The sequence below is a fragment of the Cellulosimicrobium sp. ES-005 genome, assembly GCF_040448685.1.
Lineage (GTDB): Bacteria > Actinomycetota > Actinomycetes > Actinomycetales > Cellulomonadaceae > Cellulosimicrobium > Cellulosimicrobium cellulans_G.
Genome location: NZ_CP159290.1, coordinates 1,259,491 through 1,277,476, shown reverse-complemented (window position 1 = coordinate 1,277,476; position 17,986 = coordinate 1,259,491). Strand labels below are relative to the sequence as shown.

General features: G+C 72.7%; 16 protein-coding genes. 1 reads left to right on the top strand and 15 read right to left on the bottom strand.

The features are described from left to right. Nucleotides 1–86 precede the first annotated feature (86 nt). The 8 genes from allB to ABRQ22_RS05345 form a co-directional block, all read right to left on the bottom strand. The gene (gene allB, locus ABRQ22_RS05380) at nt 87–1,445 is read right to left on the bottom strand and encodes an allantoinase AllB (protein ID WP_253050636.1); all 1,359 of its coding nucleotides are present in this window, start codon (nt 1,443–1,445) and stop codon (nt 87–89) included. A 97-nt stretch (nt 1,446–1,542) separates the two neighbouring features. Then, complete coding sequence (gcl, locus tag ABRQ22_RS05375) at nt 1,543–3,318, bottom strand: glyoxylate carboligase (protein WP_353708822.1); 1,776 nt, start codon at nt 3,316–3,318, stop codon at nt 1,543–1,545. 45 nt (nt 3,319–3,363) lie between these two features. Next, nucleotides 3,364–4,248 carry a 2-hydroxy-3-oxopropionate reductase gene (locus ABRQ22_RS05370; protein ID WP_043654226.1) on the bottom strand — a complete coding sequence of 295 codons (885 nt, stop codon included), beginning with the start codon at nt 4,246–4,248 and terminating at the stop codon, nt 3,364–3,366. 64 nt (nt 4,249–4,312) lie between these two features. After that, nucleotides 4,313–5,119: a TIM barrel protein gene (locus ABRQ22_RS05365; protein ID WP_353708821.1), complete on the bottom strand. Its 807-nt coding sequence runs from the start codon at nt 5,117–5,119 to the stop codon at nt 4,313–4,315. Nucleotides 5,120–5,320: 201 nt separating this feature from the next. After that, nucleotides 5,321–6,151: a bifunctional allantoicase/(S)-ureidoglycine aminohydrolase gene (locus ABRQ22_RS05360; RefSeq protein ID WP_053371404.1), complete on the bottom strand. Its 831-nt coding sequence runs from the start codon at nt 6,149–6,151 to the stop codon at nt 5,321–5,323. A 96-nt stretch (nt 6,152–6,247) separates the two neighbouring features. After that, on the bottom strand, nt 6,248–7,618 hold the full coding sequence (locus ABRQ22_RS05355) for an aldolase/citrate lyase family protein (RefSeq protein WP_353708820.1): 1,371 nt from the start codon (nt 7,616–7,618) through the stop codon (nt 6,248–6,250). Continuing rightward, nucleotides 7,618–9,264 (bottom strand): malate synthase A, encoded by a 1,647-nt coding sequence (gene aceB / locus ABRQ22_RS05350; RefSeq protein WP_353708819.1) that lies wholly within the window; start codon nt 9,262–9,264, stop codon nt 7,618–7,620. Before aceB ends, ABRQ22_RS05355 begins: the two co-directional genes overlap by 1 nt. Nucleotides 9,265–9,306: 42 nt before the next feature. Beyond that, the gene (locus ABRQ22_RS05345; RefSeq protein ID WP_353708818.1) at nt 9,307–10,803 is read right to left on the bottom strand and encodes an NAD-dependent malic enzyme; all 1,497 of its coding nucleotides are present in this window, start codon (nt 10,801–10,803) and stop codon (nt 9,307–9,309) included. A gap of 129 nt (nt 10,804–10,932) precedes the next feature. Between ABRQ22_RS05345 and ABRQ22_RS05340 the strand changes: the two genes are divergently transcribed. Then, complete coding sequence (locus tag ABRQ22_RS05340) at nt 10,933–11,745, top strand: IclR family transcriptional regulator (RefSeq protein WP_253050650.1); 813 nt, start codon at nt 10,933–10,935, stop codon at nt 11,743–11,745. Between the two features lie 91 nt (nt 11,746–11,836). On the opposite strand, the gene pucL is transcribed toward ABRQ22_RS05340, so the two are convergent. From pucL to gatC, 7 genes are all read right to left on the bottom strand, one after another. Then, nucleotides 11,837–12,778: a factor-independent urate hydroxylase gene (gene pucL / locus ABRQ22_RS05335; protein WP_253050653.1), complete on the bottom strand. Its 942-nt coding sequence runs from the start codon at nt 12,776–12,778 to the stop codon at nt 11,837–11,839. Between the two features lies 1 nt (nt 12,779). After that, complete coding sequence (gene uraH, locus ABRQ22_RS05330; protein ID WP_253050656.1) at nt 12,780–13,148, bottom strand: hydroxyisourate hydrolase; 369 nt, start codon at nt 13,146–13,148, stop codon at nt 12,780–12,782. Continuing rightward, nucleotides 13,145–13,642, bottom strand: coding sequence for a 2-oxo-4-hydroxy-4-carboxy-5-ureidoimidazoline decarboxylase (uraD, locus tag ABRQ22_RS05325; protein ID WP_353708817.1), 498 nt, complete (start codon nt 13,640–13,642; stop codon nt 13,145–13,147). Before uraD ends, uraH begins: the two co-directional genes overlap by 4 nt. A 354-nt stretch (nt 13,643–13,996) precedes the next feature. Then, the gene (locus tag ABRQ22_RS05320) at nt 13,997–14,602 is read right to left on the bottom strand and encodes a GNAT family protein (RefSeq protein ID WP_253050660.1); all 606 of its coding nucleotides are present in this window, start codon (nt 14,600–14,602) and stop codon (nt 13,997–13,999) included. A gap of 4 nt (nt 14,603–14,606) precedes the next feature. Further along, entirely contained in the window at nt 14,607–16,112 is a 1,506-nt protein-coding gene (gatB, locus tag ABRQ22_RS05315) for an Asp-tRNA(Asn)/Glu-tRNA(Gln) amidotransferase subunit GatB (RefSeq protein ID WP_253050662.1), read from the bottom strand. Then, nucleotides 16,109–17,650, bottom strand: coding sequence for an Asp-tRNA(Asn)/Glu-tRNA(Gln) amidotransferase subunit GatA (gene gatA / locus ABRQ22_RS05310; protein ID WP_253050664.1), 1,542 nt, complete (start codon nt 17,648–17,650; stop codon nt 16,109–16,111). Before gatA ends, gatB begins: the two co-directional genes overlap by 4 nt. Before the next feature lies 1 nt (nt 17,651). Further along, nucleotides 17,652–17,948: an Asp-tRNA(Asn)/Glu-tRNA(Gln) amidotransferase subunit GatC gene (gatC, locus tag ABRQ22_RS05305; protein WP_253050666.1), complete on the bottom strand. Its 297-nt coding sequence runs from the start codon at nt 17,946–17,948 to the stop codon at nt 17,652–17,654. Nucleotides 17,949–17,986 lie beyond the last annotated feature (38 nt).

The following is a 17,986-nucleotide window of genomic DNA, read 5'->3' as shown; positions in this document are numbered from 1 at the left end:
CACCAGCGGTGCCGCCCCTCGTCGTGTGCGGGTCAGGTGGTTCCCCGTGCCCGGCCCCCGCGGCCGGGCACGGGAGTCTCAGCGCGTCACGCCTCGCCGCGCGCGAGGAGGCGACCCGTGGGGCGGTCGAAGGTGATCTCCTCGCCCCGCAGGTACGTCGCGACGACGGCGCCCGAGAGCGCGCGGTCGGCGTACGGCGTGATGGGGTTCTTGTGGTGCAGGGCCGTCGGGTCGACGACGAACGCCGTGTCCGGCTCGACGATCGCGAGGTCGGCGTCGAAGCCGAGCGCGATCGAGCCCTTGCGCCGGAGCCCCGCGATGCCGGCCGGGCGCGACGACATCCACTCGACGACGCGCGCGAACGGCACGCCGCGCGTCCGGGCCTCGGTCCACACGATCGCGAGCCCGAGCTGGAGCGACGAGACGCCGCCCCACGCCGTCCCGAAGTCGCCCGTGTCGAGGTCCTTGAGGTCGAGGGTGCTCGGCGAGTGGTCGGACACGACGCAGTCGATCGTGCCGTCGACCAGCCCCTCCCACAGCAGCTCGCGGTTGTCGATCTCCCGGATGGGCGGGCAGCACTTGAACTGCGTCGCGCCGTCGGGGATCTCCTCGGCCGCGAGCGCCAGGTAGTGCGGGCAGGTCTCGACCGTGATCCGTACGCCCTCGCGCTTCGCGCTGCGGATCATCGGCAGCGCGTCGGAGCTCGACAGGTGCAGCACGTGGGCGCGCGCGCCCGTCCAGCGGGCCGCCTCGATCACCGCCGCGATCGCAACGTTCTCCGCGCCGCGCGGGCGCGACGCGAGGAACGTGTCGTAGTGGTCGCCGTGCGGCGTGGGCGCGTGCTCGATGGCGCGCGAGTCCTCGGCGTGCACGAGCATCAGCCCGTCGAAGTCGGCGAGGACGCGCAGGTCCGCCTCGAGCTCGTCGGGCTCGAGGTACCCGAACTCCTCGACCCCCGAGTGCAGCAGGAAGCACTTGAACCCGAACACGCCCGCGTCCCACAGGGGCCGCAGCTCGTCCGCGTTGCCGGGCACGGCGCCGCCCCAGAACCCGACGTCGACGAACGCCTGGTCGCGCGCGACCTTCTGCTTGGTCTCGAGCGCCGCGACGTCGACCGTCGGCGGGATCGAGTTGAGCGGCATGTCGACGATCGTCGTCACCCCGCCTGCGGCGGCGGCCCGCGTCGCGGACGCGAACCCCTCCCACTCGGTGCGCCCGGGCTCGTTGACGTGCACGTGCGTGTCGACGAGGCCGGGGACCAGCACCTGGTGCGGCCCCAGCTCGACGACGCGCGCGCCGTCGAGCCCGGCGCCGAGCGGCTCGATCGCGCGGACCACTCCCCCGACGACGCCCACCTCGCGCGGGTGCTCGCCGCCGGCGACGAGCACGCGCTCGCCGCGCACAACGAGGTCGTACTCGTGCTCCTGCGGGACCGTCGTGCTCATCCCGTCCTCCTTCGCTCCGGGTCGTGACCAGGGTTCTGCCTCGCGGTACCAGCGCTCCCTCTCGCCGTACCGGCGTTCCACCTCGGCGGTGGGCGTCTCAGTCGAGGAGCGCGACGGCGGTCGGCGCGTCCTCGGCCGAGATCGCGAGGTCCTCGAACTCGTTCACGCCCGTGAGCTCGACGCCCATGGCGATGTTCGTGACGCGCTCGAGGATGACCTCGACCACGACCGGCACGCGGAACTCGGCCGCCATGGCCTGCGCCTTCGCGAACGCCTCGCCGAGCCCCTCGGGGTCGGTCACGCGGATCGCCTTGCAGCCCAGGCCCTCGGCCACCTTGACGTGGTCGACGCCGTAGCCGCCGAGCTCGGGCGAGTTGACGTTCTCGAACGAGAGCTGCACGTGGTAGTCCATGTCGAACGCCCGCTGCGACTGCCGGATGAGGCCGAGGTAGGAGTTGTTCACGACCACGTGCACGTACGGCAGGTTGAACTGCGCGCCCACCGCGAGCTCCTCGATCATGAACTGGAAGTCGTAGTCGCCCGAGAGCGCGACGACCGGCTCGTCCGGCGCGGCCTTCGCGACGCCGAGCGCCGCCGGCCCGGTCCAGCCGAGCGGACCCGCCTGGCCCGCGTTGATCCAGTGGCGCGGCTTGTACACGTGGAGGAACTGCGCGCCGGCGATCTGCGAGAGCCCGATCGTCGTGACGTAGCGGGTCTCGGGCCCGAACGCCTTGTTCATCTCCTCGTACACGCGCTGCGGCTTGATGGGGATCTCGGTGAAGTGCGTCTTGCGCTGCAGCGTGCGCTTGCGCTCGGCGCACTCGGCGGCCCAGCCGGAGTAGTCGCGCGCCTGCCCCGCGTCGCGGCGCTCGCGCGCGACCTCGACGAACAGCTCGAGGGCCGCCTTCGCGTCGGACACGATGCCGTAGTCCGGTGCGAACACGCGACCGATCTGCGTCGGCTCGATGTCCACGTGGACGAACGTCCGACCCTCGCGGTACGTGTCGAGGCCCCCGGTGTGGCGGTTGGCCCAGCGGTTGCCGATGCCGAGCACGAAGTCCGAGGCGAGCAGGTTCGCGTTGCCGTAGCGGTGCGACGTCTGGAGGCCGGCCATGCCGGCCATGAGCGCGTGGTCGTCCGGGATGGCGCCCCAGCCCATGAGGGTCGGGATCACCGGGACGCCCAGGGTCTCGGCGAGCTCGACGAGCAGGTCCTCGCCGCCCGCGTTGACGATGCCACCGCCCGCGATCAGCAGGGGTCGCTCGGCCGCCAGGAGCAGGTCGATCGCCTTCTCGGCCTGTGCGCGCGTCGCCGTCGGGCGGTGCACGGGCAGCGGCTGGTACGTCGCCGGGTCGAACTCGATCTCCGTGAGCTGCACGTCGATCGGCAGGTCGATGAGCACCGGCCCCGGGCGGCCCGAGCGCATGAGGTGGAACGCCTGCTGGAACACCTGCGGCACCTGGCCCGCCTCGAGGACGGTCTTGGCCATCTTCGTCACCGGCGCGGCGATGCTCGCGATGTCGACGGCCTGGAAGTCCTCCTTGTCGAGCTTGGCGACCGGCGCCTGGCCCGTGATGCAGAGCATCGGGATCGAGTCGGCCCACGCGGCGTAGAGGCCGGTGATCATGTCGGTGCCCGCGGGGCCTGACGTGCCAATGCAGATGCCGATGTTCCCCGGCTTCGCGCGGGAGTAGCCGTCGGCCATGTGCGACGCGCCCTCGACGTGGCGGGCGAGCACGTGGTCGATGCCGCCGTGCGCGCGCATCGCGGAGTAGAAGGGGTTGATGGCGGCGCCGGGCAGGCCGAACGCCTGGGTCGCGCCCTCGATCTCGAGGATCGCCACTGCGGCGTCCACCGCACGCATACGAGGCATGGTTTTCTCTCCTTGCTGGAGGTGACGTCGTCGTCAGGGGGAAGGTCAGGAGCCGTCGCGGCCGGACAGGCGCTCGACGCCGCGGAACAGGCCGGAGTGGTCGAGGCCGCCGTCGCCGTTGGCGCGCGCGGAGGCCATGAGCTGGGCGACGAGGCCGCCGAGCGGCGCGACGACGCCCGCCTCGCGGGCCGCGGCGGTGACGATGCCGAGGTCCTTGTGGTGGAGCTCGATCCGGAAGCCGGGGCCGAAGTCGCGGTCGAGCATCTTGCGCGCCTTCTGGTTCAGGACGGCCGAGCCGGCGAGCCCGCCGCCGAGCACCTCGATCGCGGCCTCGGTGTCGACGCCGTAGGCCTCGAGGAAGACGACCGCCTCGGCGAGCGCCTGGATGTTCGCGGCGACGATGAGCTGGTTCGCGGCCTTGACGGTCTGGCCGGAGCCGTTCGGGCCCACGTGCACGACCGTCTTGCCGACGACGTCGAGGAACGGCTTGGCCGCCTCGAAGTCCTCCGGCGTGCCGCCCACCATGATCGACAGCGCGGCGTTGATCGCACCCGGCTCGCCGCCCGAGACGGGGGCGTCGACGATGCGCAGCCCCGCGTCCTTCGCCTGCTGGGCGAGCGCGACCGTGACGTCCGGGCGGATCGAGGAGAAGTCGACGACGAGCGCGCCGGGCTTCGCGTTCGCGAGGACGCCGTCGTCGCCGGTGAGCACCGCCTCCACGTCGGGCGAGTCCGGGACCATGATCGCGACGACGTCCGCGCCCGAGACCGCGTCGGCGACCGACCCGGCCGCGCGACCGCCCGCCTCGACGAGCGGCGCGGTCTTCTCGGGGCTGCGGTTGTAGCCCGCGACGTCGTGGCCGGCGTTCTGCAGGTGGACGGCCATGGGGCTGCCCATGATGCCGAGTCCGATGAAGGCGATGGAGGCCATGGTGTGCTCCTCTGGGTGGTTCAGGTCGGGGGTCGGGACGGCCGACGGACGGCCGGGGGTCGCGTCAGCGCTCGGCGGCGGGGAGCCACGCGAACGGGTCGGCGGCCGCGGTCTTGTACTCGAGGCCGATCCAGCCGTCGTAGCCGCCGGCGCGCAGGTCCTTGGTCCAGCGCTCGATCGGCAGGTCGCCCGTGCCGGGCTCGCCGCGACCGGGCGCGTCCGCGACCTGCACGTGCGCGATGCGGCCGCGGTACGTCGACAGGGCCGCGTCGACATCGTCGCCGTTCACGGCCAGGTGGTAGACGTCGAACAGGAGACCGAGGTTCGTCTCGCCGTGGTCGGCGGCGACCCGGTCGATGACGCGCACGGCGTCGGCCGCCGTCGTCAGCGGGTACGCCGGCGCGCCGCTCACGGGCTCGACGAGCACCGTGCCGCCGATGCGCCCGACGGCCCGCGCCGCGAGCGCGAGGTTCTCGGCGCCGAGCGCGTCCTGCGCCTCGGGCGTCTCGCCCTCCTGGCGGTTGCCGTAGAGCGCGTTGAACGCGCGGCAGCCGGTGCGCTCGCCGATCGCGGTGACGACGTCGAGGTTCGCGCGCAGGTCGGACGACCGCGCGGGCCACGACACGAGGCCCCGGTCGCCGCCGGGCATGTTGCCGGCGTCGAAGTTCAGGCCCGTGAGCTGCACGCCCGCCGCCTCGATCGCGCCGACGAACGCGTCCACCTCGTCGTGGGCGGGCGTGGGCGACGCGAACGGCCACCAGAACTCGACGCCCCGGAACCCCGCCGCCGCGGCGGCGGCCGGCCGCTCGAGCAGCGGCAGGTCCGTGAGCAGGATCGAGCAGTTGACGGTGTACGTCGGTGCGGGGCTCATCGTCGTCTCCCTGGGTCCGTCCGCGTCTCGCTACGTTGCGATTCCATTCTGCGGAACTTTTCTTCTGCTGTATGGAAGTGTAGGCACGCTCGCCGCGGAGCGTCAACAGCCGCTGCGTCACCCCGTCCCGTGGCGGGCATGGAAAGGGCCCGGTTCCGCGTGCGGAACCGGGCCCTCGTCGTGCCCTCGTCAGGTGTCGCGTCAGCGGCGACGGTCGAGCTTGACCTGCCGGTTCACGTCCTTGTAGAGCAGGTAGCGGAACGGCTTGGGGCCGCCCGCGTAGCAGGCCTGCGGGCAGAACGCCCGGAGCCACATGAAGTCGCCCTCCTGCACCTCGACCCAGTCGCCGTTGAGACGGTAGACGGCCTTGCCCTCGAGCACGTACAGGCCGTGCTCCATGATGTGCGTCTCCGCGAACGGGATGGACCCGCCGGGCTGGAACGTCACGATGTTCACGTGCATGTCGTGCGCGAGGTCGTCGGGGTCGACGAACCGCGTCGTCACCCACACGCCGTCCGTGTCCGGCATCGCGCGCGGCTCGACGTCCTGCTCGCGCGTGACGAACGACGTCGCGGTGTGGCCCGGGATCGGCTCGTACACCTTGCGGATCCACTGGAACGCGGCCTTGGCGTCCGAGCGGTTGTGCAGCGCCCATCGCTCCCCCGCCGCGAGGTACGCGTACCCGCCGGGCTCCAGCACGTGCTCGACCCCGGCGAGCGTGAGCACGAGCGTGCCCTCCGTGACGAAGACGACGGACTGCACGGTCTCCTCGTCCTCGCCCTGGTCCGACCCGCCGCCGGGCGAGACCTCCATGACGTACTGCGCGAACGTCGTCGCGAACCCCTCGATCGGCCGGGCGAGCACCCACAGCCGGGTCTTCTCCCAGCCCGGCAGGTTGCTCGTGACGATGTCGCGCAGCACGCCGCGCGGGATCACCGTGTACGCCTCGGTGACGATCGCGCGGTCGGTGAGCAGCTCGGTCTGGCCGGGCAGGCCACCCTGGGGGGTGTAGTAGGGGGTGGTCTGGGTCATCGGTTCACTCCTCGGGATGGTGGCCCGGCCGACGTCGGTCGGTCGCGGCGGGCTGGACGGGGGCGGGGTGGGTGAGGGCGCGGAGGGCGTGGGTCGTCAGCCCGCGACGGGCTGCGGGGCGTGGCCCGAGACGCGGACGGCGTCGAGCCCGGAGCGGTCGAGGCCGGTCGCGGCGCGGACCTCGGCCTCGGTGAGCGCGCCGCAGTCGACGCCGCGCCCAAGGAACCAGGCCATCGCCTTGGCCGTGGCGGGCTCGTCGAGCACGCCGCCGGCGTCGGGCACGAACCCGACGTACGCGGCGAGGCGCGCGAGCGCCGACGCCGCGCCCTCGCGATAGAACGCGTAGGTGGCCGCGAACCGGCTCGGGAGCTGCGCCGGGTGCAGGTCCCAGCCCTGGTAGTAGCCGCGTTCGAGCGACCGGCGCACGAGCCGCCCGTGGAGGCGCCACGCGGCGTCGACGGCCTGAGGGTCACCGACCGGCAGCACGTTCGTCGAGCCGTCGGAGAGCCGCACGCCCGTGCCCGCGACGGCGAGCTGCATGACGGACTTCGCGTGGTCGGCCGCCGGGTGCTCCATCGACTGGTAGGCCGCGGCGATGCCGAGCGACGCCGAGTAGTCGTACGTGCCGTAGTGCAGCGCGGTGACACGTCCGGGCGCGGCGTGCACGAGCCGCGCCACGGTGGCCGTGCCGTCCGCCGCGAGCAGCGCCTGCGGCGTCTCGACCTGCACCTCGAACCGCAGGCTGCCCGGTCCGAGGCCGTTCGCCTGCTCGACGCGCTCGCACGCGACCGCCATCGCCTCGACCTGCTGCGGCGCGGTGACCTTGGCGAGCGTGACGACGAACCCGTCGGGCAGCCCTGCGTGCCCGTGCGCGGCGCGGGCCGCGACGAGCTCGGCCACGAACAGCGCGAGCGTGCGCACCCCGCGCCGGCGCGTGGCGGCCTCGAGGCACTTGATCCGGATGCCGGAGAACGGCGTCGCCGTGCCCTGCGCCTCGGCCCGCGCGAGCTCGCGCGCCGCCGCCGTGACGGCGGCGTCCTCGGCCGCGTCGCCGCGGTCGCCGAACCCGTCCTCGAAGTCGATCCGCAGGTCCTCGATCGCCTCGACGGCGAGCTTGGTGCGCACGCGCTCGGCCACGGCGTCGGCGAGACGGTCCCCGGACCCCGCGCCGATCCCCAGCAGGTCGACGAGCCGACGTACGCCGTCGGTGCCGCCGCCCGCCGCGTCGACCGCCTCGTGCGCCCGGGCCGCCCACTCGGGCACGAGGCCCGCGGTGTACCGGTCACCCGGCACGTAGACGGTGTGCACGGGCTGGCGCGAGCTGTCGTCGCCCGGGTACCGCGCGTCGAGCTCCGCGTCCCACGGGGCGAGCAGGCCGTCGAGCGTCGCGTGCAGCGCGTCGATCCCCTGCTCGCTGAAGGCGCTCCTGGACTCCTCGCCCGCTCCCTCCGGGAACCCCGCCGGCATCAGGAGGCGTCCTGCTCGTGCGCGACGACGTCCTCGTACGCGGGCAGCGTGAGGAAGTCGACGTAGTGCTCGTTGAGCGCGATGTCCTCGACGAGCGCCGCCGCCCGGTCGTACGGCCCGGCGTCGTAGGCCTCGTGCCCGACGTCGTCGCGCAGCCGGGCGGTCTCCTCGCGCAGGAGCGTGCGGACCAGGTCCGCGGTGACGGTCGTGCCCGCGCTCTCGCCCGCGGTGAACGACGCGCCCGAGCGCACCCACTGCCACACCTGCGAGCGCGAGATCTCCGCGGTCGCGGCGTCCTCCATGAGGTTGTGGATCGCGACCGCGCCGTTGCCCGCGAGCCACGCCGCGACGTACGCGACGGACACGTAGAGGTTGTTGCGCAGCCCGGCCTCGGTGACGTCGCCCTGCGCCGACGACACGTCGAGGAGCTGGTCGGCCGTGACGTGGACCTCGGGGCGCTGCTTGTCGAGCTGGTTGGGCCGCTCGCCGAGCACGCCGTCGAACACCTCGCGGCACACGGGCACGAGGTCCGGGTGCGCGACCCACGAGCCGTCGAACCCGTCCCCCGCCTCGCGCTGCTTGTCCGCGCGCACCTTGTCGAACGCCTGGGCCGTGACCTCGGGCTCGCGGCGGTTCGGGATGACGGCGGCCATGCCGCCCATCGCGAAGGCGCCGCGCTTGTGGCACGTCTGGACGAGCAGCTCGGTGTACGCGCGCATGAACGGTGCGGTCATCGTGATCGCGCCGCGGTCCGGGAGCGTGAACGACGGGCCCGAGTCGCGGAAGTACTTGATGACGGAGAACAGGTAGTCCCAGCGGCCCGCGTTGAGGCCCGACGCGTGGTCGCGCAGCTCGTAGAGGATCTCGTCCATCTCGAACGCGGCCGGGATCGTCTCGATGAGGACCGTCGCGCGGATCGTCCCGTGCGGGATCCCGAGGGACTCCTCGGCGTGCGAGAAGACGTCGTCCCAGAGGCGCGCCTCGAGGTGCGACTCCATCTTCGGCAGGTAGTAGTACGGCCCGGACCCGCGCGCGACGAGCTCCGCGGCGTTGTGGAAGAAGTGCAGCCCGAAGTCGACGAGCGCACCCACCGCGGGCGTCCCGTCCACGGTGAGGTGCACCTCGTCGAAGTGCCACCCACGCGGTCGCACGACCATGACGGCGAGCGGGTCGCCGTCGGTCTCCGGGCGCAGCGCGTACTGCTTGCCCTCGGGCGACGTGAACGCGAGCGTGCGGCGCGTCGCGTCGTGCAGGGCGACCTGACCCCCGACGACGTTGCTCCAGTGCGGCGTCGACGCGTCCTCGAGGTCCGCGAGCCAGACCTTCGCGCCCGAGTTGAGAGCGTTGATCGCCATCTTGGGCGTCGGCGGCCCCGTGATCTCGACGCGGCGGTCCTGGAGGTCGACGGGCGCGCCGGCGACCGTCCAGTCCCCCGCGCGCACGTCGGCGGTCTCGGGCAGGAAGTCGAGGCGCCCCGTGCGGGCCACCTCCTCGCGTCGCGCGGCGCGCGCGGCGAGCAGCTCGTCGCGGCGGGCGCCGAAGCGCCGCTGCAGGTCGGCGACGAAGTCGAGCGCGTCGGGCGTGAGGATCTCGTCGGACCGCTCGACGGCGGGTCCGTGGACGGCGACGGCCGTGGTGGTGGTCATGGTGTGTCCTTTCTGCGGGGCGGCCGGGCTGACGACGGTGCGTCAGGACCGGGGCGCCGACCCGACGTGGTGACCCGACGTGGTGCTCTCCTGAGCCTGCTCCGCACGGGCGCGCTCCGCGACCTCGGCGACGGCGCGCGCGACCGCCTTGGAGACCGCGGGCTCGAACACGCTCGGCACGATGTAGCTCGCGCTGAGCTCCTCGGGCGCGACGGCGTCCGCGATCGCGACGGCCGCGGCGCGCAGCATCTCGTCCGAGATCTCGCTCGCGCCGACGTCGAGCAGCCCGCGGAACAGGCCCGGGAAGGCGAGGACGTTGTTGATCTGGTTCGGGTAGTCGCTGCGTCCCGTCGCGACGACGGTCGCGTGCTGCGCGGCGGCGATGGGGTCGACCTCGGGCGTCGGGTTCGCGAGCGCGAAGACGATCGCGTCGTCGGCCATCGTCGCGACGTCGTCGCCCGTGAGGATGTTGGGGCCGGAGACGCCGATGAACACGTCGGCTCCCGCGAGGCCCTCGCGCAGCGTGCCCGTGAAGCCCTCGGCGTTGGTCGTCTCGGCGAGGCGACGGCGGTGCTCGTCGGTGAGGTTCGCACCCGGGTGGATCGCGCCGTGCCGGTCGAACGCGACGATGCGGCGCGCGCCCTGACCCTGGAGCAGCGAGATGATCGCGTTGCCCGCGGCGCCGACGCCCGAGACGACGATGCGCACGTCCTCGATCCGCTTGCCCACGACGCGCAGCGCGTTCGTCAGCGCGGCGAGCACGACGATCGCGGTGCCGTGCTGGTCGTCGTGGAACACGGGGATGTCGAGCTCCTCGCGCAGGCGGCGCTCGATCTCGAAGCAGCGCGGCGCGGAGATGTCCTCGAGGTTGATCCCGCCGTACACGGGCGCGATCGCCTTGACGGTGCGGATGATCTCCTCGGTGTCGGTCGTGTCCAGGCAGACCGGCCAGGCGTCGACGCCCGCGAACTGCTTGAAGAGCGCCGCCTTGCCCTCCATGACCGGGAGCGCGGCGGCCGGGCCGATGTCGCCCAGGCCGAGGACGGCGGTGCCGTCCGTCACGACCGCGACGGTGTTGCGCTTGACCGTCAGACGGCGCGCGTCCTCGGGGCGCTCGGCGATGGCGAGGCACACGCGCGCCACGCCGGGCGTGTAGGCGCGGGCGAGGTCGGCGCGGTGGCGCAGGGGGACCTTGGGGTTGACCTCGAGCTTGCCGCCGAGGTGCATGAGGAACGTCGCGTCGCTCACGTGGCGGACGGTGATGCCGTCGAGCGCCCCGAGCGCGTCGCGGATCTGCTCGACGTGCGCGGCGTCCACGGTGTCCGCCGTGACGTCGACGACGAGGCGGTCCGCGCCCGACTCCGAGACGTCGACGCCCGTGATCGCGGCGCCCGTCGCGCTCACGGCGGCGACGAGGTCGCTCGCGGTGCGGTGCCCGCTCGGGGCCTCGACGCGCAGCGTGATGGAGTAGCTCGGGCTGGTCGCCGCGGCCTTCGCCGTCGTGGCCTGCGTCTCCGGGGCCTTCGTCTCGGACGTCATGTTCGTTCCTTCTTCTCGTATGCTGATGCGTGTCTTCCGTGATGCGGAAGGGAGCGCGGGACGGTCCCGCACTGCTCAGGCGAGGTGCGCCCGCCGTCGGGCGGCACCTGGTGGACAGGAGATGGTGAGATGGCCGAGACCTCGGCGGCGACGGAGCCGACGGAGACCGCCCCGGGCGTGCGCCCGGCGAAGGCGTCCGGGGGCGTGCAGTCGGTCGACCGGGCGATCGAGCTGCTCGAGCTGCTCGCCGACTTCGGCGGCGAGTCCGGGCTCAGCGAGCTCGCGCAGCACGCCGGCCTCCCCCTGCCGACGATCCACCGGCTGCTGCGCACGCTGCTCGCGCAGGGCTACGTGCGCCAGACGCCGTCGCGCCGGTACACGCTCGGCCCGCGCCTCATCCGGCTCGGCGAGTCGGCCGGGCGCCAGCTCGGCGCCGGCGCCCGTCCCTACCTCGAGCGGCTCGCCCACGACCTCGGCGAGTCGGCGAACCTCGCGATGATCGACCGCGACATGGCGGTCTACGTCGCCCAGGCGTCGTCGAGCCACTCGATGCGGATGTTCACCGAGGTCGGCCGGCGCGTCTACACGCACTGCACGGGCGTCGGCAAGGCGGTGCTCGCCCAGCTCCCCGACCAGACGGTGCGGGAGATCATGGGCCGCGTCGGCATGCCGCCCGCGACGGACCAGTCGATCACCGACGTCGACGCGCTCCTCGCCGAGCTCGCCGCGACGCGCGACCGCGGCTACGCGATCGACGACGGCGAGCAGGAGCTCGGTGTGCGCTGCTTCGCCGTCGCGGTGCCCGACGCCCCGACCCCCACCGCCCTGTCCGTCTCGGGCCCCGCGGCCCGCGTGACGTACGAGTTCGGGGAGCGAGCCGTGCCGGTGCTGCACCGCGTCGCGAACGAGCTCACGCGCGAGCTCATCACCGCGGCGCCCTGAGGCGGCGCGGGGGTGCGACGGGGCGGGCGCGCCCTGCCGGACCGCGGGTGCTCCGCGGTCGGGCAGGGCGCGTCCGTCCGTCACGGTCGGCTCAGCAGAACCCGGTGACGGTCGCCCAGGCGCGCGGCTCGGCCGGCTCGCCCTCGCGCTGCACCGTCGCCTCGATGAGCCCGTACGGGCGGTCGGCCGCGTAGAAGACCTCGTTGGGGTTGTCGAGGCCGAACGGCGCCAGGTCCACGAGGAAGTGGTGCTTGTTCGGCATCGAGAACTTGATCTCGGCGATCTCCGGGACGGCCTCCAGGACCGCCTTGCCCATCGCGAACAGCGTCTGCTGCAGCGCGAGCGAGTGGGTCGTCGCGAACGCCTCGAGCTGGATCGCGCGGACCTTCGCGTACACGGCGTCGAAGTCGACGTCCGTCGTCGTGTAGCGCCAGCGCGACGTGACCGACGTCGCGAGGATGCGGTCGTTCGTCTCCACGAGGGTCGTGTAGCGGTCGCGCGGGAACCCGTGGAACTCCGAGCCCGTCGACTTGAGCACGACGAGGTCCGTGAGGCCCGAGACGACGAAGACCTCGTCGCCGTCGCGCTGGACGACGGTCGTGCGCGTCTCCTGGTTGTTCCGCACGAACGCGTGGTCGTGCTCGCCGTCCGCGGTCTCGATGCGGTTCCAGGAGTACTGCTCGATCTCCCAGCGGCCGCCCTCGATCCACTCGAAGTCCTCGACGAAGTGCCGGCCGAGGCGGATCGCGAAGTCCTCGATCGCGCCGACGCCGTCGCGGGCGAACGCGTAGATCGTGTTCTTCTGCGTGTCGGTGGCGACGCACTTGGAGTTGTCGCCCTCCAGGTGCGTGGCCTCCTGCCCGCCCCGCAGCTGCGAGGAGACGTTGAGGTCCGTGATCTCGTGGCGAGGCGTGGCGCGGTCGACGCGCACGAGGCGCACCTCCGCCTTGCCCCACTGGTTGTCGCCCAGGACGATGGCCCCGCTGCTCTGCGTGGCCGCCGGCTGCGCGGCGGTCGTGGTGGTGGTGCTCATGTCAGCTCCCTCGATAGGTCGAGTAGGCGAACGGGCTGAGCAGGACGGGGACGTGGTAGTGCTGCTCAGCGCTCGCCACCCGGAAGACGATGACGACCTCCGGGTAGAAGGACACGGTGTCTCGCCGGTCGAAGTACTCGCCCGTGTCGAACACGAGCCGGTACGTACCGGGGACGAGGGTCTCGGGCCCGAGCTGGGGCACGCGACCGTCGTCGTTCGTGCGGGAGGACGCCACCAGGGACCAGCCCTGCCCCGTCGTCCTGTCCGCGATCTCCGGAGCCGCCTCCAGGCGGACGGCGATCCCCTCGGCGGGCCTACCGCTGGCCGCGTCGAGTACGTGCGTGGTGATGTGGCTGGCGTGGGTGCTCATGGTGTCAGCATTCCCTTCAGCCGCAGCGCGGCGATCTCGCGCAGGTTGCGGGCGGCGTTCGCCCGCTCGGTCTCGGCGTCGTTGCCGAGCCGCTCGGTGAGCTGCTCGAGGATCTCCTCGGCGCTGCGTCCGGCGGCCCGGATGAGGAACACGTGCCCGAACCGCTCCTCGTACGCGCGGTTGCCGTCGGCGAGCCGGCGCGTCACGTCGTCGTCGGAGGTGTCGACGCCGGACTGCTCGGACCGCGACATGCTCGCGTCCGCGGCGTCCCCCTGCGCACGCTCCCCGATCCGGGGGTGGCGGGAGAGCGCCGCGTCGACCTCGTCGTCCGTCCACGGGTCGGCCGCCGCGAGGGCGGCCTCGGCCGCGTCCTCGACGGTCGCGTAGGGGCGCCCGTCGGCGACGGCGTCGGCCCAGCGCGTCACGTGCGCGCACGCGAGGAGCGCGTCGCGCGCCGCCGACGGCGACAACCGGTTGAACTCGTCCAGCGTCATCGCTGCGTGTCCCTCTCGACGTCCGGCCGGTCGGCGGTGCCCGACCTGACCTGGCCTCTACGATGTCATTCCACATCTCGGAAGTTTGTTTCCGTCTTATGAATGTACGTCGGACGACTCCGTCATGTCAACCACGGTCCCCCGCCGCCGGGGTCACCGCACGTCGCTCCGAGGCGGCAGGTGCGACCTCCGCTCACGCGACACGGACTCTCCGCCGAGGGACGACACGGACCGGCTCGCGGAGTCGGCCGGGACGAGACAGACCGGGTCGCGGCCTCCCCCGGAGACGACGAAGGGCCCGGCAGCAGCTGCTGCCGGGCCCTCCGGTCGGTCGGACGCGTGGTCTCCCGCCGCTCAGGACGTACCGAGTCCCGCCCGGAACTCGTCCTCGAGGATGCTCATGACGGTGGCGTCGGCCCAGCCGTCGCCGTCGCGGTAGACGTCGCGCAACCGGCCCTCCTCGCGGAAGCCCAGCGACTCGTAGAGCATCTGCGCGCGCGGGTTGATGCTCAGCACGTCCAGGCTCACGCGGTGCAGGCGCGGACCTTCGTGCCGGTTCCCGTCGACGTCGGTCGCGCCCTCGAACGCGAACCGCAGCACCTCGAAGATCGCCTCCCGGCCGTAGCCACGGCCCCGGTAGTTCGGGAGCAGCGCGAGGCGCAGGTTCGCCGAGCGGGCGTCCTCGTCGAGGTCGTTGAGCACGATCTCGCCGATCATCTCGTCGCTCACGGGCTGACCGTCGCGCACGGCGCCCGCCGTGATGGCCCAGTCGTACCGGCCCTCACGGTCGCTGATCGTCGCCGACCACGTGTCGATCTGGTCGCGGGTGAACGTCGCCGTCGTCCCCGTGAGCCGGTTCGACTCCGGGTCCTGCAACGACTCCCACATGCGGTCGGCGTCCCGCGCCTCGATCGGGCGCAGTCGCACCATCTCCCCGAGCAGGACCGGTCCGCGCGTCACGGCGTCAGCCGATCCGCTCGAGGATGAGCTCGCGCACACGACCGGCGTCCGCCTGGCCGCGGGTCGCCTTCATGACCGCACCGATGATCGCGCCGACGGGCCCGAGATTGCCGCCCCGCACCTTCTCGACGACGTCCGGCTGCGCGGCCAGCGCCTCGTCGATCGCGGCCAGGAGCGCGCCGTCGTCCGACACGACCTCCAGGCCGCGCGCCGTGACGACGTCCTCCGGCTCCCCCTCGCCGGCGAGGACGCCGTCGAGGACCTGGCGCGCGAGCTTGTCGTTGATCCTGCCCGCGTCGACGAGCCCCTGCAGCGCCGCGACCTGCGCAGGCGTCACGGGAAGCTGCTCGAGCGCGACCTCGTCCTGCTTCGCGCGACGGGCGAGCTCGCCCATCCACCACTTGCGCGCACCGGCCGGGCTCGTCCCGGCCGCGACCGTCGCCTCGATGAGGTCGGTCGCACCCGCGTTGACGACGTCCCGCATCTCCGCGTCCGCGTAGCCCCACTCGCCCTGCAGCCGACGGCGGCGCGCGACCGGAAGCTCCGGCAGCGCGACGCGGATCTCCTCGACCCACTCGCGCGGCGGCGCGACGGGGACCAGATCGGGCTCCGGGAAGTACCGGTAGTCCTCGGCGTCGGACTTGACGCGCCCCGACGTCGTGATGCCGGTGTCCTCGTGCCAGTGCCGCGTCTCCTGGATCACCGTGCCACCCGCGTCGAGGACGGCGGCCTGGCGCGAGATCTCGTACCGGACCGCGCGCTCCACGGAGCGGAAGGAGTTGACGTTCTTCGTCTCCGTCCGGGTGCCGAGCGGCGACTCGGGCGTCGGACGCAGCGACAGGTTCACGTCCGCGCGGACGTTGCCGCGCTCCATGCGCGCCTCGGACACGTCGAGGGCCCGGAAGATGTCGCGCAGCGTCTGCACGTACGCGCGCGCGACCTCGGGGGCCCGGTCGCCCGCACCCGTGATCGGCCGCGTGACGATCTCCACGAGCGGGATGCCGGCACGGTTGTAGTCGACGAGCGAGTACTCGGCACCGTGGATGCGACCGGTCGCGCCACCCACGTGGGTGTTCTTGCCGGCGTCCTCCTCCATGTGCGCGCGCTCGATCTCGACGCGGAACACGGTCCCGTCCTCGAGTTCGACGTCGATCCACCCGTCGTACGCGATGGGCTCGTCGTACTGCGACGTCTGGAAGTTCTTCGGGACGTCCGGGTAGAAGTAGTTCTTGCGCGCGAACCGGCAGGTCTCGGCGATCTGGCAGTTCAGCGCGAGGCCGATGCGGATCGCGTACTCGACGGCCTTGCCGTTGACGACCGGCAGCGCGCCCGGCAGCCCGAGCGAGACCGGGGTGACCTGGGTGTTCGGCTCGGCGCCGAAGCTCACCTCGGCGGGGCAGAACATCTTGGTCAGCGTGCCGAGCTCGACGTGCACCTCGATCCCGATGACGGGGTCGTAGCGGCGCGTGGCGTCGGCGTAGTCGACGAGGTCGACGGTCGTGGCGGTCATCCGACCTGGCCTTCCTTCTCGATGGTGGCCGTGGGCAGCGCCGGAGCACGGTCGAGCAGCGGCCCGCCCCACGCGGTGAGGAGCGCGGACTCGAGCGCGGCACCCACCCGGTACATGCGGTCGTCCGCCTTGGCCGGCGCGAGGATCTGGAACCCGACGGGCAGGCCGTCGTCCGACAGGCCCGACGGCACCGACATCCCCGGGACCCCCGCGAGGTTCGCGGGGATGGTCGCGACGTCGTTGAGGTACATCGCGAGCGGGTCGTCGAGCTTCTCGCCGAACCGGAACGCCGTGGTCGGCGCCGTCGGCGAGACGAGCACGTCCGCCTGCTCGAAGGCCGCGGCGAAGTCGCGCTGGATGAGCGTGCGGACCTTCTGCGCGCTGCCGTAGTAGGCGTCGTAGTAGCCCGCCGACAGGGCGTACGTGCCGAGGATGATGCGGCGCTTCACCTCGTCGCCGAACCCGGCGCCGCGCGTCGCGGCCATGACGCGCTCTGCGGTCACGGGGCCCTCCTCGGGCTCCACGCGCAGGCCGAAGCGCATCCCGTCGAACTTCGCGAGGTTGCTCGACGCCTCCGACGGCATGATCAGGTAGTACGCGCCGAGCGCGTACTCGAAGTGCGGGCAGGACACCTCGACGATCTCCGCGCCCAGGCCGCGCAGGAGGTCGAGCGACTGCGCGAACCGCGCGCTCACGCCCTCCTGGTAGCCCTCGCCGTTGAGCTCCTTGACGACGCCGACGCGCACTCCCGAGAGGTCGCCCGTCGCACCCTGGACCGCGGCGTCGACGAGCGCCGGCCCACGACCGGGGATCGACGTCGAGTCACGCGGGTCGTAGCCGCCGATGAGCTCGTGGAGCAGCGCGGAGTCGAGCACGGTGCGCGTGACGGGGCCGGCCTGGTCCAGCGACGACGCCATCGCGATGAGGCCGTAGCGCGAGACGCCGCCGTACGTGGGCTTCACGCCGACGGTGCCGGTGACGGCACCCGGCTGGCGGATCGAGCCACCCGTGTCCGTGCCGATCGCGAGCGGCGCCTCGAACGCGGCGACCGCCGCCGCGGAACCGCCACCCGAACCACCGGGGATCCGGTCGAGGTCCCACGGGTTGCGCGTGTTGCCGAAGGCCGAGTGCTCGGTCGACGAGCCCATCGCGAACTCGTCCATGTTCGTCTTGCCGAGGATCGGCAGCCCGGCGGCACGGATCTTCTCGACAAGCGTCGCGTCGTACGGCGGCACCCACCCCTCGAGGATCTTCGAGCCGGCCGTCGTGGGCATGCCCTTCGTGACGACGACGTCCTTCACGGCGATCGGCACGCCCGCCAGCGGGTGCAGCTCCTCACCGGCCACGCGCCGCTCGTCGACGGAGCGCGCCGTCGCGAGCGCCTCCTCCGCGTTCACGTGCAGGAACGCGTTCACCGCACCGTCGACCGCGGCGATCCGGTCCAGGTGCGCCTGCGTCGCCTCGACGCTCGAGAAGTCCCGGGCGGTCAGCCCCTCCGCCAGCTCCGCGGCGGACAGCCTGGTCAGGTCCTCGCTCATCTCACTCCTCCCCGAGGATCTGCGGGACGGCGAAGCGCCCGTCCTCGGCCGACGGCGCCGCGGCGAGGACGTCCTCGACCGGCAGCGGCGGCTCGGGGACGTCGTCCCGGAAGACGTTGGTCATCGGGAGCGGGTGGCTCGTCGCGGGGACGTCGGGCGTCGCGACCTCGCTGACCTTGGCGATAGCGTCGACGATCACGTCGAGCTCGCCGGAGAGCCGGTCCAGCTCCTCGGGTCGCAGATCGATGCGGGCCAGCGCGGCGACGCGCGCGACCTCGTCACGGGAGATGGTGGACATGGTCGCCATTCTAGTGGGGCCCGACGCCCTGCCCACCG

What these genes read in the sequence shown, in the direction of transcription:
- ABRQ22_RS05365 (WP_353708821.1), bottom strand. Translation starts at nt 5,119, where the DNA reads ATGAGCCCCGCACCGACGTACACCGTCAACTGCTCGATCCTGCTCACG.
- ABRQ22_RS05360 (WP_053371404.1), bottom strand. Translation starts at nt 6,151, where the DNA reads ATGACCCAGACCACCCCCTACTACACCCCCCAGGGTGGCCTGCCCGGC.
- allB (WP_253050636.1), bottom strand. Translation starts at nt 1,445, where the DNA reads ATGAGCACGACGGTCCCGCAGGAGCACGAGTACGACCTCGTTGTGCGC.
- gatA (WP_253050664.1), bottom strand. Translation starts at nt 17,650, where the DNA reads ATGAGCGAGGACCTGACCAGGCTGTCCGCCGCGGAGCTGGCGGAGGGG.
- uraH (WP_253050656.1), bottom strand. Translation starts at nt 13,148, where the DNA reads ATGAGCACCCACGCCAGCCACATCACCACGCACGTACTCGACGCGGCC.
- ABRQ22_RS05345 (WP_353708818.1), bottom strand. Translation starts at nt 10,803, where the DNA reads ATGACGTCCGAGACGAAGGCCCCGGAGACGCAGGCCACGACGGCGAAG.
- gcl (WP_353708822.1), bottom strand. Translation starts at nt 3,318, where the DNA reads ATGCCTCGTATGCGTGCGGTGGACGCCGCAGTGGCGATCCTCGAGATC.
- ABRQ22_RS05340 (WP_253050650.1), top strand. Translation starts at nt 10,933, where the DNA reads ATGGCCGAGACCTCGGCGGCGACGGAGCCGACGGAGACCGCCCCGGGC.
- gatB (WP_253050662.1), bottom strand. Translation starts at nt 16,112, where the DNA reads ATGACCGCCACGACCGTCGACCTCGTCGACTACGCCGACGCCACGCGC.
- aceB (WP_353708819.1), bottom strand. Translation starts at nt 9,264, where the DNA reads ATGACCACCACCACGGCCGTCGCCGTCCACGGACCCGCCGTCGAGCGG.
- gatC (WP_253050666.1), bottom strand. Translation starts at nt 17,948, where the DNA reads ATGTCCACCATCTCCCGTGACGAGGTCGCGCGCGTCGCCGCGCTGGCC.
- pucL (WP_253050653.1), bottom strand. Translation starts at nt 12,778, where the DNA reads ATGAGCACCACCACCACGACCGCCGCGCAGCCGGCGGCCACGCAGAGC.
- ABRQ22_RS05355 (WP_353708820.1), bottom strand. Translation starts at nt 7,618, where the DNA reads ATGCCGGCGGGGTTCCCGGAGGGAGCGGGCGAGGAGTCCAGGAGCGCC.
- ABRQ22_RS05370 (WP_043654226.1), bottom strand. Translation starts at nt 4,248, where the DNA reads ATGGCCTCCATCGCCTTCATCGGACTCGGCATCATGGGCAGCCCCATG.
- uraD (WP_353708817.1), bottom strand. Translation starts at nt 13,642, where the DNA reads ATGACGCTGGACGAGTTCAACCGGTTGTCGCCGTCGGCGGCGCGCGAC.